Source organism: Sphaerisporangium sp. NPDC049002 (assembly GCF_040649355.1).
Lineage (GTDB): Bacteria > Actinomycetota > Actinomycetes > Streptosporangiales > Streptosporangiaceae > Sphaerisporangium.
The window spans coordinates 1-14,501 of sequence record NZ_JBEZFH010000196.1; the positions used below are offsets into that span (position 1 = coordinate 1).

General features: G+C 72.2%; 13 protein-coding genes and 1 pseudogene. 9 read left to right on the top strand and 5 right to left on the bottom strand.

Translation table 11 applies throughout. The features are described from left to right. On the top strand, positions 1–320 hold a 320-nt coding region (locus tag AB0B89_RS28850; protein ID WP_358559107.1), incomplete at its 5' end, for a ferrochelatase. A 12-nt stretch (positions 321–332) separates the two neighbouring features. Here AB0B89_RS28850 and AB0B89_RS28855 read toward each other — a convergent pair. Then, the gene (locus tag AB0B89_RS28855; protein ID WP_358559109.1) at positions 333–1,568 is read right to left on the bottom strand and encodes a lytic transglycosylase domain-containing protein; all 1,236 of its coding nucleotides are present in this window, start codon (positions 1,566–1,568) and stop codon (positions 333–335) included. A gap of 165 nt (positions 1,569–1,733) precedes the next feature. On the opposite strand from AB0B89_RS28855, the gene AB0B89_RS28860 reads away from it, so the two are divergent. Both AB0B89_RS28860 and AB0B89_RS28865 read left to right on the top strand, forming a co-directional pair. Further along, the gene (locus tag AB0B89_RS28860) at positions 1,734–2,918 is read left to right on the top strand and encodes an MFS transporter (protein ID WP_358559110.1); all 1,185 of its coding nucleotides are present in this window, start codon (positions 1,734–1,736) and stop codon (positions 2,916–2,918) included. A gap of 67 nt (positions 2,919–2,985) precedes the next feature. Next, positions 2,986–4,266 carry a D-arabinono-1,4-lactone oxidase gene (locus tag AB0B89_RS28865; protein WP_358559112.1) on the top strand — a complete coding sequence of 427 codons (1,281 nt, stop codon included), beginning with the start codon at positions 2,986–2,988 and terminating at the stop codon, positions 4,264–4,266. Here AB0B89_RS28865 and AB0B89_RS28870 read toward each other — a convergent pair. After that, positions 4,242–5,168 (bottom strand): hypothetical protein, encoded by a 927-nt coding sequence (locus AB0B89_RS28870; protein WP_358559113.1) that lies wholly within the window; start codon positions 5,166–5,168, stop codon positions 4,242–4,244. The two genes, AB0B89_RS28865 and AB0B89_RS28870, sit on opposite strands and share 25 nt — an antisense overlap. A 433-nt stretch (positions 5,169–5,601) precedes the next feature. On the opposite strand from AB0B89_RS28870, the gene sepH reads away from it, so the two are divergent. Further along, positions 5,602–7,767 (top strand): septation protein SepH, encoded by a 2,166-nt coding sequence (gene sepH, locus AB0B89_RS28875; RefSeq protein ID WP_358559115.1) that lies wholly within the window; start codon positions 5,602–5,604, stop codon positions 7,765–7,767. A gap of 128 nt (positions 7,768–7,895) precedes the next feature. Here the strand turns inward: sepH and AB0B89_RS28880 are convergent, their stop codons facing one another. Both AB0B89_RS28880 and AB0B89_RS28885 read right to left on the bottom strand, forming a co-directional pair. Then, positions 7,896–9,443 (bottom strand): PH domain-containing protein, encoded by a 1,548-nt coding sequence (locus AB0B89_RS28880; protein ID WP_358559117.1) that lies wholly within the window; start codon positions 9,441–9,443, stop codon positions 7,896–7,898. Positions 9,444–9,619: 176 nt separating this feature from the next. Continuing rightward, complete coding sequence (locus tag AB0B89_RS28885) at positions 9,620–10,135, bottom strand: PH domain-containing protein (RefSeq protein WP_358559118.1); 516 nt, start codon at positions 10,133–10,135, stop codon at positions 9,620–9,622. 214 nt (positions 10,136–10,349) lie between these two features. Here AB0B89_RS28885 and AB0B89_RS28890 point away from each other — a divergent pair, with 214 nt between their 5' ends. The 3 genes from AB0B89_RS28890 (at position 10,350) to AB0B89_RS28900 (ending at position 12,416) form a co-directional block, all read left to right on the top strand. Continuing rightward, a complete protein-coding gene (locus AB0B89_RS28890; protein WP_358559120.1) occupies positions 10,350–11,330 on the top strand; it encodes an ATP-binding cassette domain-containing protein in 981 nt (326 codons plus the stop codon). Further along, positions 11,327–12,133 carry an ABC transporter permease gene (locus AB0B89_RS28895; RefSeq protein ID WP_358559122.1) on the top strand — a complete coding sequence of 269 codons (807 nt, stop codon included), beginning with the start codon at positions 11,327–11,329 and terminating at the stop codon, positions 12,131–12,133. The genes AB0B89_RS28890 and AB0B89_RS28895 overlap by 4 nt, the downstream gene beginning before the upstream one ends. A gap of 85 nt (positions 12,134–12,218) precedes the next feature. Continuing rightward, positions 12,219–12,416 carry a hypothetical protein gene (locus AB0B89_RS28900; RefSeq protein WP_358559128.1) on the top strand — a complete coding sequence of 66 codons (198 nt, stop codon included), beginning with the start codon at positions 12,219–12,221 and terminating at the stop codon, positions 12,414–12,416. A gap of 48 nt (positions 12,417–12,464) precedes the next feature. On the opposite strand, the pseudogene AB0B89_RS28905 reads toward AB0B89_RS28900, so the two are convergent. After that, positions 12,465–12,689: pseudogene (locus AB0B89_RS28905) on the bottom strand (hypothetical protein); the annotation flags it as partial. A 93-nt stretch (positions 12,690–12,782) separates the two neighbouring features. Between AB0B89_RS28905 and AB0B89_RS28910 the strand changes: the two are divergent. Beyond that, positions 12,783–13,361 carry a YbhB/YbcL family Raf kinase inhibitor-like protein gene (locus AB0B89_RS28910; RefSeq protein WP_358559124.1) on the top strand — a complete coding sequence of 193 codons (579 nt, stop codon included), beginning with the start codon at positions 12,783–12,785 and terminating at the stop codon, positions 13,359–13,361. A 183-nt stretch (positions 13,362–13,544) separates the two neighbouring features. After that, positions 13,545–14,501 (top strand): hypothetical protein (locus AB0B89_RS28915; RefSeq protein WP_358559126.1); only part of this gene is annotated, 957 nt, incomplete at its 3' end.

A 14,501-nucleotide genomic window follows, 5' to 3' on the forward strand; every position in this document is an offset into this window, starting at 1 on the left:
GCCGCAGCGGGCCGCCGCAGGTGCCGTGGCTGGAGCCCGACGTGTGCGACCATCTGGCGGCGCTGCGCACCGCGGGCGTCCAGGCCGTGGTGCTGGTGCCCATCGGGTTCGTCTCCGACCACATGGAGGTCGTCTACGACCTCGACACCGAGGCCGCGGGCGTCGCGCGCGAGCTGGGCATGCACCTCACCAGGGCCGCCACGGCGGGCACCCATCCGCGGTTCGTGTCCATGGTCCGCGAGTTGCTCGACGAGCCGGAGCCTGTGCTGCCCTGCGCCTCCGCCACCTGCTGCCCCGCGCCCCGCCGCCCTCAGGCGTAGGCGCGGCCGTTCTCAGGCGTAGGCGCGGGCGTAGGAGGCGGCGATGCCGAGCACCTTGTTCACGTAGTCCCACGAGTGGTTGTAGCGGTAGACCGCCGAACGGAGCTTCGCGCCGCCGAGGCCGGCGCCGTTGGCGCACAGGTAGCGCGCGGCGGACGGCACCGCGTCGTACGGGCTCCAGATGTCGGACTTGCCGTCCCCGTCCCCATCGACCCCGTAGGCCTTCCAGGTGGCCGGCATGAACTGCATCGGGCCGAGCGCGCCCGCCGACGAGGGACCGTTGTTGCGCCCGTGGCCGCTCTCGACCTGCCCGATCGCCGCGAGCACGGTCCAGGAGAGGCCGGGGCAGACGCCAGCCGAGAGCTTGTAGAGGTCGAGGTAGCTGCCGGGCCGTCCGACCAGGGAGGTGCCCGGCCGCCCGGCCGCGGAGGGCAGGGTCGTGCCCGGCCGGTCCGCCTGCTCGGCCGGGGTCGGCGCGCGGCGCGCGCCGATCACCACGACCTGCGCTCCAGGGCCCAGCAGCCGCTTGACGCGCGAGCCCACGGAGGCCGCCTTGCTCGCGGGGGTGTGGACGAGGACGGCCACGCCGGGGACCAGGCCGAGACCCCGGCCGACCTCCTTGGTGACCAGCCCGTCGACGCCCGGCAGGCCGAACGGCGCGGACGCGGCCACCCGGAGCCGTGAGCCGGCGCCCGCCTCGTACTCGCCGCCGAGCTGCAGCCTGTAGCGCCCGGCGGTACCGGACTCGGCGATGAACTCGCCGCGCGCCAGCGCGTCCCACACCTCGGGCCGGCCGGCGACGGCCTTGGGCGCCCACGGGCGGTACTCCGCCGGGTCGACGGCGAGGAGGTTCAGCGTGGCGGCGGAGAATCGGACCGCTCCACCGTCGGCCACGGCCACCTTGGTCACGCCTTCCAGGGCGGCGATCTCGCGCAGCGCCGCCTCGCTGACCCGCTCGCGCGCGACGGCGATCAGCCGGGGCGGGGTGGGGGCCGTGGGGGCGTCCGCATCGGGGGAAGGCGCCCGCGACGGAGAGGGGGACGGGGCCGAGGCCAGGACCGGGAACGGGGCCACCGGGGCGTCGAGGTCGCGGACGTCCGCCAGAGGTATGCCCGCCGCGCCTGACGGCTCACCGGCCGATTCGTGGAGGATCAGTAACGTGCTGCCGGTCACCGCGCCGAGGGCGGTGAGGACGGCGAGCCCCGCTACGACGGCGCGCGGCGGCACGAGCCGGGGACGAAGGGACACCTGACCCAGGTTAAGCCCGCGAATCCTGTTTCGTGTACGTTGCCGAAAAGTCACTTGCCGCATCCACGAATGGTGCGCAAAGGTACAAAGGGACAGTTCAGACGCGCACCGGAGGTGCGCGAAAGGGGCGAGATCGTGGTCGGGCCGTATCGAGGGCTCTTCAGCATGCCCGGGACCAAAGGCTTCGTCATCGCGGGTTTCGTCGGGCGTATGCCGATGTCGATGCTCGGGATCGGCATCGTCCTTCTCATCTCGGCCCTCACCGGCTCCTACGCGACCGCCGGAGCGATCTCGGCGACCGTCGCCGTCGCCTACGCGGTCGCCGCCCCACTCTCGGGACGGCTGGTGGACAGGTTAGGCCAGTCAAGGGTACTCATCCCGTTCGTCATCCTGCACGGCGCCGCGCTGGTCACGATGATGCTCTGCGCCGAGTACGGGGCCCCCGTCTGGACGCTGTTCGCCACTGCGGTGGTCGTCGGGGGAGCCGCCACCTCGCTCGGCTCGATGGTCCGCGCGCGCTGGTCCCACCTGCTGGGCGGGTCGGCCCGGCTGCACACGGCGTTCTCCTTCGAGTCCGTGGCCGACGAGGTGATCTTCGTCGCCGGTCCCGCGCTGGTGACCGTCCTCACGACCCTGGTCAACCTGTACGCCGGGCTGATCCTCGCGCTCGTCTGCACCGTCATCGGCACCGTGGCCTTCGCGATCCAGCGGCGGACCGAGCCTCCCGCGCGGCCGGGCGCGTCGCAGTCGGGCAGCCCGATCACGATCCCGGGCGTCGCGCTGCTGTCGTGCGTGTTCCTGGCGATGGGCGCGGTGTTCGGCTCGGTCGACCTGATCACGGTGGCGTTCGCGGAGGACAACGGGGCCAAGGCCGCCTCGGGGCTGCTGCTCGGGTCCTTCGCGGGCGGGAGCATGGTGTCCGGCCTCTGGTACGGCTTCCGCCGGTGGCGGATCTCGCTGCGGCACCGGTTCGTCCGGGGCCTCGGGGTGTTCGCCGTCGGGCTTACCCCGATCCTGCTCATCGGTGACACAAGGATCATGGCCATCGCGCTGTTCTTCGCCGGCCTGGCCATCTCGCCGACGATCATCACGGGCTACGCGCTCATCGAGCGGCTGGTGCCCGCGCACCTGCTGACCGAGGGAATGTCCTGGATCTCCACCGCCATAGGGTTCGGCGTCGCCATCGGCGCGTGGGCCGGCGGGCGGCTGACCGACTCGTTCGGCGCGTCCAACTCCTACGCCTTCTCCTTCGTCGCCGCGCTGCTTGCCGTGGTCATCGGCGTCGGCGGCAACACCCTGCTCCGCACTCCGGAGATCGGCTCGGCGGAGGCCCGATCCACGACGGCGTGATCCGCGTTACGTGAGCTTTATTCATGTCTCTGGTCAGACGCCCGGTTGGTGGTTATCGTGCTCCTCCATGAACGCCGTCTTCCGGAACTGGGCGGGCAACCAGTCCATCACGCCCGCCGAGGTACGCTCCCCCGCCTCCGCCGAGGAGGTGGCGCGAGCCGTACGCGACGCCGCCGCGCGGGGGCTTCGCGTGCGCATGGCGGGCACCGGGCACTCCTTCACCGGGGTGGCCCTCACGGACGGCATCCTGCTGCGGCCGGACGCGCTGACCGGCGTCCAGGAGGCGGGCGAGGGCCGGGTGCGGGTCGCCGCGGGCACGCCGCTGCGCGTGCTCAACGAGGAGCTCGACCGGCGCGGGCTGGCGCTCGCCAACATGGGCGACATTACCGACCAGACCGTGGCGGGCGCGATCCAGACCGGCACCCACGGCACCGGTCGTGAGATCGGCGGGCTCGCCGACCAGGTCACCGAGCTGGAGATGGTCCTCGCCGACGGGTCGGTCGCCACGGTGTCGGAAGGCGACCTGTTCGACGCCGCCCGGGTGGGCCTCGGCGCCCTCGGCATCCTCACGGCCGTGACCTTCAGGGTCGAGCCGTCGTTCCTGCTGCGCAGCGACAAGCGGCCGATGACGCTCAGCGAGATCCTCTCGTCCTTGGACGAGATCACGGGCGCGAACGAGCACCTGGACTTCTTCTGGCTGCCGCACACCGACACCTGCCTGACCAAGCGCAACAACCGGGCGGCGGGCCCCGCCGCGCCGCCGGGCGCCTTCAGGCACTGGCTCGACAACGTCTTCATGGAGAACACCCTCTTCGGCGCCCTGTGCGGGGTCGGACGGCGGTTTCCCGGGGCGATCCCCACGCTGAACGGGCTCTCCGCGAGCGCGCTGACCTCCTCCACCTTCACCGACAAGTCGTACAAGGTCTTCACCAGCGTGCGGAACGTGAGGTTCCTGGAGATGGAGTACGCCGTCCCGCGCGAGCGCCTGGGCCAGGCGCTGCGCGAGACCCGCGACCTGCTCGACCTGAAGGACTGGGGGATCACGTTCCCGATCGAGGTGCGGGTCACCCCGGCGAGCGACGCGTGGCTGTCCACCGCGTACGGCAGGGAGTCGGCCTACATCGCCTGCCACGTCTACCGGCCCACGCCCAACCCGGCCTACTTCGAAGGGGTCGAGGAGATCATGACCCGCCTGTCCGGACGGCCGCACTGGGGCAAGCTGCACACCCGCGACGCGGCCTACCTGTCGACCGTCTACCCCCGGTTCGACGACTTCGTGGCGCTGCGCGACGAACTGGACCCCCGCCGCCTGTTCTCCAACGACTACTTGGACGTGGTGCTGGGCTGAACGGACGGCCGGCCGTCCCCCTGGTCCTCCGTGCCCGAGTCCGGGGCCGGCGGGACGCTCCCGTCAGGAGACGCCGAGGACGAGGGGGCGGAGGGCCGCCCGGTCTCCGCCGTGGTGGGCCCGGCCTCCCGGGACGTACCGGGCGACGCCTTCGGGGAAGGGCTCGCGCCGGAGACGCCCTCCGAGGCCGAGGGGGTGGGCGCGACGGGTTCCGAATCGTCCACCTGGCCGCCCCAGCTCGTCCCCGACCCGCTCCGGCCGTGGACCGTGGCGGCGAGGGGCCTGCCGCTGAGCAGCTCGAACGCCAGGATCCCGCCCATGCTCAGCGCGAAGGTGGCGACCGTCGCGACGACCAGCGTGACCCAGAGCGGGCCCGGCACGCCCTCTCGCCGCAGCGGGGGCGCCTGCGCCGCGCCGGCGCCCAGCGGAGCGGGGTCGCGGACGGTGGGCGGCAGCTCCGGAGGGCCGTGGTCGCGGACCGTGGCGTGGGCCGCCGTCGCCAGGCCGTTCTCACCCGGACGGGCGAGGGCCGACTCCTCCGCCTCCTCCCGCAGCGCCTGTGCCTCCTGCTGCCCGGTGATGAGCCCGTGCGCCTCCTTGAGTCGGTCGCGGGTCCGCTTGAGGTAGTGCGTGTAGACGGCGTTTCCGACCGTGGTCGCCGCGCTCGCGACGGCGGCGCCGATGATCGTGCCGGTGACTCCGAGGAACGACGCCGCGACGGCCGCCGTGGCCGCCGCGAGGGCGCTGCCCGCGATCTGCGGAGCGCTGAGGTCCAAGCCTTCCTTGCCGCCCATCCCTGAGATCAGTCCCTTCCGGTGGTGGCGGTGGTCCGGCACGTTCTGGGGGCGTCCCGCCATCCCCTTGTGCCGCCACGTGGCAGGCGGAACGGGACGCTGCCTCATGCCTTCTATCCGGGATGCGGGTGTATGAACATCTTTTACGGTTTCCCCCGGTGGGAGGCGTTCAGCCTGCGCGGCCGTACGCCGATAAAGATCATTTCTGGACGCCGCCCGTCTCCCGGCGCCGTCCCACGGGCTTCGCGCGGGACCGTCGTGATGTCGCAGGTCCGGGGCTTTCTCATGCCTGTTGGGCGAAGTCGAAGGCGGCGACGGGCGCGATTCGCGAGAATCCGTGCAGGACGCCTAACCCGTTTGCTGCATATCGAGCAGCCGATAGATAGGGTGAAAGCGACATATATAACCGCCCTCATCGCTTCCCGTGCCTCTGAGGAAGGCGATGTTCGGACATGCCGGGTACGGTGCTGGCAGGTAACCGGCTCACGCGAGAGACTCAAGGGTCCGGGGGAAGATTGAGCACGACGACGAAGGGACTCGCATGCAGGAGCTCCGACTCGTCGCGGTGAGCGAGGACGGAACATACCTTGTGCTGGCCACGGCCGGCAGAGGTACACGGTTCACGCTTCCCGTCGACGAACGGCTCCGAGCGGCGGTCCGCGGCAACTTCTCCCGTCTCGGCCAGTACGAGATCGAAGTGGAGAGTCCGTTGCGCCCCAAGGAGATCCAGGCCCGCATACGTGCGGGGGAGACCGCGGAGGAGATCGCCGCCACCGCAGGCATCCCCGTGGAGCGTGTCCGCTGGTTCGAGGGACCCGTCCTGCAGGAACGCGAGTACACCGCGCAACAGGCGCAGCGTGTCGCCGTGCGCCTGCCCGGGGAGTCCACTCCGGGGCCGACCCTCGGTGAGCTGGTGACCGAGCGGCTGAGCCGCCGCGGCGTCCCCAGCGACGAGATCGACTGGGACTCGTGCAAGCGTGACGACGGCCTCTGGCGCATCAAGCTGGGCTTCGTGTGGAACGGTCACACGCGCAGCGCCGAGTGGCTGTTCGACCTCCGGCGCCGTCACGTCACGCCGCACGACGACGAGGCGATGCGCCTGTCCGCGGCCGAGTACGTCGAGCCCGCCGAGAACGCCACGGTGACGCCGTTCGTGCCCCGGCTCGCCGCCAAGCTCGCCCCCGTGCCGGCGATCCCCGTCGAGGCGCCCACGAGCCTGCCCGGCGTCGTACGGCACGACCACGCCGCGCGCGGCCACCACGAGCCCGCGCGTCCCGACCTTCCCGATCTCCGCGACCACGACCACCCCGAACCCGCCGGCCCCGCCGCCTTCCACCAGGACCCGGCCCCCCGCCAGGAACCGGCCGCCTTCCACCAGGACCCGGCCCCCCGCCAGGAGACCGCCGCCTTCCGCCAGGAGCCGACGCCGCTCCGCGCGGCCGAGTACGCTCCGGACGCCAGGTCTTCCGCCGAGCCCGCGCAGGGTCCGGCGACCACGCCTGTGCAGGAGCGCGCGCCCCGGCCCACGTTCGAGCCCGCCGTCCAGCAGTCCTTCGAACGCCACCCCCAGCCCACCTTCGAACCGGCCGCCCACCACTCCCCCGAACCGGCGGCCCACCACGCCGCCGAGCCGGCCGCGTCACGGCAGTCCGAACCCGCGGACCGTGAGACCGCCGAACCTCCGGCCCGTCAGGCCGCCGAGGCCACGGCACCGCAGGCCGCCGCGCCGCGCGCGAGCGAGCCCGCCGCGCCGGTGGTCACCGAGCCCGGCGACGCCCGCTCGGCCACCGGCGGGACACGTGAGTACGAGCGGTCCGCCGACGCCTCCGCCCCCACCGATCCCGCCGTTCCCGCGACGGCGGAGCCCGCCGCCCGTCCCGCTTCCGCCGAGGCGCGAGAGCCCGAGGCCGGCAAGGCACCGGCACCCGAATCCCAGGTCACGGTGGCTACCGCCCCCGAGGTCCAGGCGAAGGGGGCACCGGCGCCCGAGCCCGCGACAGAGCCAGCGACAGAGCGCGCGACAGAGGCCGCGACGGCTCCTGCGGCCCAGGCCGACGCCCGGGTCGCCGATGGCCCCGTCGCGGAGCCTCAGGCACAGGTGATCCCGGCCCCGGCCGCCAAGCCCGCCGCCCCCCAGGCGGCTAAGGCCCCAGCGCCCGACCCCCGGGTCACGCCGACTCCGGCAGCCGAATCCGGGACGAACGCCGCGTCCGCCGCCGGGACCCAGGCCACGCAGCCCGACCCCGAGGTCGCACGACCGGCGGCCGAGACTCAGGCCGCAGCGGTCCCGAACGCGCCCGCGAGCGAAGGCACGCCGGCCCGCCAGGCTCCCGCCGCCTCTGACAGGAAGCCGGGGCGGCCCGTGCCGGCGCCTCCTGCCGCGCGTCCCACCCCGGCCCCTTCCCCCAAGAAGGCTCCGGCCGCCGCCAAGAAGGCCGAAGAGGCCGAGGAGGCACCGGTCGCCGTGCCCGCCGCCCGTACCAGCGAAGAGGTAGCGGACCGGCCCGCCGCGGCCACCGAGCCGCAGAAGGCGGACCAGCCCGAGAAGCCTGAGAAGCCTGAGAAGGAGGTCAAGGCCGCCGAGCCTCCGGCCGTTCCTCCGCAGGCGCCCAAGCCGGCCCGACCGGCGCGTAAGGGGGGTCGTGGCCGCCGCGCCTCGGTCCCCACCTGGGACGAGATCATGTTCGGAGCCCGCCGCCAGGACTGACGCATGGCAGGACGAACAAGCACCCGGCCCGGCCGCGCGACCGTACGCGCGGCCGGGCCGAGAACAATCCATGATCCCCCCGCGTGACCCTCCAACCGACCTCGAACCGGACGATCGTGCGGCCCGGCCTAGCCCACGCCGGTGCCGTTCGTGCCGGTGGTGAAGGGGGCGAGCCATTCGGGGGTGACCTCGGCGGCGAAACGGACGCCCTGTTCCTCGCCCGTGTCGATCGCCGCGTAACCGCCGCTGCCCGCGCCGACCCCCGCGATCACGGTGAGCACTCCCGAGCGCCGCTGGAACCACGTCTGGCGGACCGTCCAGCCGACCACGGCCCGGCGCTCCACCACCGCCTGCGACCGAGGCAGGGAGCCCGAACGGACCGACAGCCGCGCGCCGTCGTAGGCGTGACCGAGGGAGTGGTAGCGGTCGAGGCCGAGCGGAACGCCGAGAGCCGCCACGACCAGCGCGAGCACGCCGATCCAGGACCAGCCGAGCAGGAAGGCGGCGACGGAGACGGCGACCCCCGGGGCGACGGCGCGGAAGAGCCTTCTCTGCCGTGCCTTCGGAGGGTGCGGCCGTAACTCGGCCTCCATCGGGCCGACCGCCTCGGCGGCGATCTTCATGGCGAAGCCTCGCGGTACGACGGGCAGCAACTGACCCCTCGTACGCGAGTCGCCGAGGCCGGTGACGATCGCCCACAGCCGCACGACCCGTGCCCGGCGCTCCAGGAGCCCCTGGGCGATCTCGTAGCCCCTGATCCTGCGGTGTTCGAGCGCCACGCTGCGCCGCGTGACCAGTCCTCGCTCGGCGACCAGGGAGGAGCCGCGGCGGCGGAGCGTGAAGTTCCAGTTGAAGACGGCGTACATGACGCCGCCCGCCACGGGCATGGCCATCACCAGCAGGAGCCCGGCAAGGACCAGCAGGATCGGCCGGTCCCACAGCCACTCGCCCAAGGTGATCGCGACACGTTCGCTGACGCCGAACTCGCTGCCCCACTGGAACGCCAGCCCGACCGCACCACCCAGCAGGGCGAACGGTGTGAGCAGGAAGGCTCCCGACAGCGGCCCGTACAGGAGCCAGTACCACGGCACCCGCACGTAGACCCGCTCCTCCACGGCGGCGCTGCTGGTGGTGGTATGCGTGGCGGAGGAGGCGGGCCCGGCCCCGGCTCCCGCCGTCTCGGCGTGACCCTCCTGCCGGACGTTTCCGGTGCGGCGGAGGAGGATGTGCCGCAACCGCTCGGCCTCGGGGAGCGGAACGCCGTCCAGCTCGCCTTCCTGCTTGCCGCCGCCGCTCGCTCCGGTGTCGATGCGGATGACGGCGAGGCTGAAGAGCCGGTGGAGGGGCGGTGTCGTGACGTCCACACCCCTGACGCGTTCGAGGGGGATGGTCCTGACCGAACGGCTGACCAGCGACCGGGTCAGCTCCAGCCGGTCGCCCACGATCTGGTAGGTGAACGTGGCCCAGCGCACCGCGGCGTACCCGACCGAGCCCACGACCGCCAGCATCGCCCACACGAACGACGACAGCGAGAAGCCGCCCACGAACAGCACACCCACCAGGGGCAGGACCAGCGAGGGAAGCATGCGCACCGGGTCGATCAGCAGCACGAGCGGGCTGAGCCGCGACGGCGCGACCGCCCCGCTCCCGAAGGCTCCGGACGGCCCTCCTCCCACCGGCCCACCCTCCGGCGGACCTTCTCCCGCGGACCCGCTTCCTGAGACTCCGGACGGCTCTCGTCCCACCGGCCCACTTCCTGAGACCCCGGACGAACCTTCTCCCGCAGGCCCACTCCCCCAGGCGGCGGGGAGCCCTTCTCCCGCCGGTCCAGCGGGAGCGCCGGAGTCCTCGGTCATGTCGCGTCGTCCCTGAGCTCGTGGGCCCGGTGGGCGAGGTCTTCGGCCAGGCGCGCGGCCACGCCGACGTCCAGGCCCTTGATCGAGGAGGACCCGGCGTACGAGGCCGTGCGGATCTCCACCGTGGCGAGGCCGAGGAGACGCTCGAACCAGCCCTGCTCCTTGTCGACCGTCTGGATGCGGCTTACAGGGATGAAGACCCACTGCCGGCTCAGCCAACCCGAGCGCGCGTAGACGACGTCTCCCGAGAGCTCCCAGCGGTGGACGGCATAGCGCCACAGCGGCTCGATGACCACGAACGGAAGCTCCACGACGGCTATCGCTCCCGGCAGCCACCAGATGTTCCCCGAGAGCCAGGAGGGCACCCATGACCAGCCGGACCCGTCGATCCACGAAGCCACCAGGGCCGACCCTCCGACCAGCAGGAGGAAACCGATCAGCGCCTCCAGCAGCCACAGTGTGATCGCGCGGCGCGATACCCGGTGGGCGGGGTCACGCAGGGGAGCAGGCACGCCCCCAGCCTAACTAGATCGCCACCCCCACCATCACCGCCATCGATCCGATTCCACTCCCCCGGGGTGGCCGGTGTCAGCGGTTTGTCAGTGGACGGGCGGGCTTCGGGAGGCGGCCTCAAAGAAATGTCAGTGGCGTAAGCCACACTCGGAGCCAGTCACTCGGACCGCGAGCCGAGCGTGACCCCAGCCCGTTAACTGAGGAGTCGAAGCTATGCGATATGCGGTCCAGGCTGAAGGTCTGGTGAAGCACTACGGCGAGACGCGCGCCCTCGACGGTGTCGATCTCGTCGTCCCCGAGGGGCGCCTGCTCGGAGTTCTCGGGCCGAACGGGGCGGGGAAGACCACCGCTGTGCGGATCCTCGCCACCCTGCTCCGGCCCGACGGCGGCCGCGCGACCGTCGGAGGTTTCGACGTCGCCAAGGACGCCCACAGGGTGCGCTCGCTGATCGGCCTCACCGGGCAGTACGCCGCGGTCGACGAGACGCTCACCGGCGTTGAGAACCTCGTGATGATCGGCCGGCTGCTCGGCCTGTCCCGTCCCGCGTCCAGGCAGCGGGCGAGCGAGCTGCTGTCGCGGTTCGACCTGACCGACGCCGGAGGCCGAGCCGCCAAGACGTTCTCAGGCGGCATGCGCCGCAGGCTCGACCTCGCGGCGAGCCTGGTCGGGAGGCCGCAGGTCCTGTTCCTCGACGAGCCGACGACCGGTCTCGACCCGCGCAGCCGCACCGACCTGTGGGACGTCGTGCGCGGCCTGATGGCCGACGGCGTCACCGTGCTCCTCACCACGCAGTATCTCCAGGAGGCCGACGAGCTGGCCGACGACATCGTGGTGTTCGACCACGGCCGGGTCATCGCCTCGGGCACCTCCGACGAGCTGAAGGCCACCACGGGCGCCCAGGTGCTCCAGGTGCGGCCCATGCGCGCCGACCATCTCGATCTGGTGGGCGACGTCATCACCGACGTCATCGGCGACCGCCCCGACCTGACCGGCGGCCAGGCAACGGTCAACATCAAGGATCCCACGGGGGTCCCCGCGATCGTGCGCCGCCTCGACGACCTCGGGGTGGTGGCGGCCGAGCTGAGCCTGCGCAAGTCCAGCCTCGACGAGGTGTTCCTGGCCCTCACCGGCCACCGCGCCGAAGACCAGACCTCCGTGGAGGAGACCAAGGAGAAGGAGGAGGTGCCCGCATGACCACGCTGACCGCGCCCGCGCCCGCCATCCCGGGCCGCATCGGCCCCGCCACCGCGCTGCGGCACACCATGACGCTCGCCTGGCGGAGCCTGGTGCAGATCAAGCACAACCCGATGGAGCTGCTCGACCTGTCGGTGCAGCCCATCATGTTCCTGCTGCTGTTCACCTACGTCTTCGGCGGCGCGATCTCCGGGTCCACCACCGACTACCTGCAGTTCTCGCTGCCCGGCCTGGTCGTGCAGAACATGCTGTTCGCCACGCTGACGACGGCCATCGGGTTGAGCACCGACATCACCAAGGGAGTGTTCGACCGGCTGCGCAGCCTTCCGATCGCCCGCTCCGCGCCGCTCGCCGGCCGCATCGTCGCCGACACGCTGAAGCAGGTGTGGGCCTTCGCCCTGTTCGTCGGCCTCGGCGCCGTGCTCGGCTTCCGGATCCACACCGGGGTCGCCGGGGTGGTGGGCGCGCTCGCGCTGCTGCTGGGATTCGCCCTGGCGATGTCCTGGCTGTCGGTGCTCATCGGCCTCATCGCCTCCGAGCCCGAGAAGGTGCAGATCATCGCGTTCTCGGTGATGATGCCGCTCACCTTCACCTCCAACGCCTTCGTCCCCACCAACACGTTGCCCGGGTGGCTGCAGAAGTGGGTGGACGTCAACCCGGTCACCCATCTGGCCGACGCCGTCCGAGGCCTTCTCAGCGGGGGTCCGGTCGCGAGCCACGCGACGATCTCGCTGATCTGGGCCCTCGGCATCGCCCTGGTCTTCGCCCCCCTGTCCCTGCGCGCCTTCCGCTCCCGCGGCTGAGACATTCGCAAGTGGAGCGTCGAGCGGCCGTGTTCGACGTACCGGGAGTACTCCTCCCGGGCCGAGCGCGGCCGTCGTCGCTTCGGTGAGCCGCACATGGTCGCAGCCGATCGGGTCCTCGATCCCCCGGACGCGGGACGCGGCGCCCAGCCAGCGCGTCCCTGAACGTGCCGGCGGCCTCGGCGGCGTCGCCGTGTGCGAGGGCCGTACGGCCGGCGGTGACGAGCCCGGCGAAGCGGTGGGCGTCGACCTGATCCGGAGATATAACCAACCGGTAACCTGACGTCTCCGCGATCACCAGCCCCCGGCCCAGAGTCGCGCGGAGACGGGAGACCAGAGCCTGCAGCGCGTTGCCGACCGCGCTCGGCGGATCGGTCTCCCACACCCCCGAGACCAGGACGTCGAAAGGCACCGTTCGTCCGGGGCTGAGCAGCAGCAACGCGAGGAGCGCTCGCAGCCTTCTGCCGCCGATCTCAAGGCGTGCGCCGTCGCGACGGACTTCCAGCGGGCCGAGCACGCCGAAGCTCACGCGCGTGTCCGACTTCGCGCCATCCATGCCTCGATTGTGGCCGATTAACGGACTTCCCGGCGCCGCTCATTCGGGCGATGGGGTCAGCGCACCCCTCAGATCCGCGTAGCATCAGCGGGCATGGGGCAGCCGAGAAAGTCCGTGCGCGTTGGGCGCACGGGACGCAGCGGACTCATCGCCGCGGCCGCGGCGGCCGTCGCGGTGGCGTCGGCGGGCTGCGGCATCGTGGGCGTCGGTTCACAGGCCGAGAGGCCGCTGGACGGGCTCAGCGTTTCCAGCCCCCGGTTCCGTGACGGGGCGCCCCTCCCCGCCGAGTACTCCTGCACGGGAAAGGTCGGGAACCCGCCCCTGAGGTGGTCGGGCGTGCCGCAGAAGGAGACCAGGTCGATCGCCTTGGTGATCGACGCGAACAACGCGCAGGGTGAGGCGGAGGTGCACTGGGTGCTGTTCGACATCGACCCTCTCACCACCGAGCTCGCGCAGAACAGCGTGCCCAGAGGCGCCGTGCAGGGCATGACGTCGAGCGGCAAGGCGGGCTACTCGCCCCCGTGCCGGCCCGATGACACCTATCGTTTCAGTGTCTACGCGCTCGACACCAAGATCGAGCGCAAGGAGGGCGCCGCTCTCCGCGAGACTCTGGAGGACATCGCCCGGCACACGATCGCCCGGGGACGCCTCTCGGCGGCCCACATCGAGTGACATGCTGAGCACCAGAGGTAGTTATGGATACCAGTTCTTCTCGTAGGGTGTGACAACGGTCATAGTGGTCGGACAGAATCAGATGCAATCCCGGAGCGCAGGTGGACAACGGGGGAAGGTCGCGTCGATGGCCGCGCGATCTCACCAGCGCCACTGGAAGGCCATGGCCATGAAGGTGGTGCAATGATCGCGGTCATTTTTGGCCTCGTCGCCGTCGTGCTACTCGTCCTGGTGGTCGTGGCACTCGGCATGCGGTCGATGAACCGCCGGGAGAGCAACCTGCCTCCTGAGCGGCTGCGCAAGATGGCCGAGCAGGCGGAGGATCCGACCGCCAAACGCCCCGGGCGTCCCGCCGAGGAGACGTTCTTCGAGAGCTTCCCCGAGGGCTTTGACGCCTTCCAGGAGCCCGAGCGGGCGACCGCACGCCTGCGCCCGGGCAACGGAAGGCCCGCCTCCCGTCCCGCAGGGCGCCCCGGCGGCCGTCCGGCTCCCCGTGGCAAGCAGGCAGCCTCCTCCCGTGGCCGCCGCGGCGTCGACGAGTGGGGCGACGCCGACGACTACGACGACGACTACTGGAGCCGCGTCCGCGCCGACGACGGCGCCTTCGGTGGCACCATCGCGGCTCGCATGGGAGCGAGCCGCCCCGACGTCTCCTCTCCGTCCAACTCCGCGCCCTCTTCCGCCAAGGCCGCCGCCCCCAAGGACCCCAAGGAGAAGGAAGAGGGCGTCGACGCGAACGCCGCCACCGTCCAGGCTCCCCTTCCCGCCCGGCCGGCCGGCCTCGCCGACCTGGTGGAACCCTCGCGGAACACCACGCCCGCCGCCGCGGCGTCCGATCGCACCGTCACCTTCTCCGCCCCCGTTCCCCAGACGCCCGCCGCGTCGACGGCTGACGTGCTCGGCGCGATCGGCGCCCCGCAGCCGTCCTCCCGCAGCCGTCGCGGCTCCCGGCCCGACCCCGCCGACCCACTGGGCGTCGCCGACTCGCGCGCCAAGCCCCGCCGTCGCTCCGACGCGGGCGCCGACCCGGCCCGCACCGCCCCCGGCCGCGGCGCCGAGTCCCGGCGCACCGACACCAGGCGCGGCGGCTCCGGCAGGAGCGCCGAGCCCGGACGTGCCGACACCGGCCGCCCCGCCACC

Bases quoted from the DNA above. Each gene is read 5' to 3' on its own strand.
- AB0B89_RS28865 (WP_358559112.1), top strand. From the start codon at position 2,986: ATGAACGCCGTCTTCCGGAACTGGGCGGGCAACCAGTCCATCACGCCC.
- AB0B89_RS28870 (WP_358559113.1), bottom strand. From the start codon at position 5,168: ATGAGGCAGCGTCCCGTTCCGCCTGCCACGTGGCGGCACAAGGGGATG.
- AB0B89_RS28860 (WP_358559110.1), top strand. From the start codon at position 1,734: ATGCCCGGGACCAAAGGCTTCGTCATCGCGGGTTTCGTCGGGCGTATG.
- AB0B89_RS28895 (WP_358559122.1), top strand. From the start codon at position 11,327: ATGACCACGCTGACCGCGCCCGCGCCCGCCATCCCGGGCCGCATCGGC.
- AB0B89_RS28910 (WP_358559124.1), top strand. From the start codon at position 12,783: ATGGGGCAGCCGAGAAAGTCCGTGCGCGTTGGGCGCACGGGACGCAGC.
- sepH (WP_358559115.1), top strand. From the start codon at position 5,602: ATGCAGGAGCTCCGACTCGTCGCGGTGAGCGAGGACGGAACATACCTT.
- AB0B89_RS28890 (WP_358559120.1), top strand. From the start codon at position 10,350: ATGCGATATGCGGTCCAGGCTGAAGGTCTGGTGAAGCACTACGGCGAG.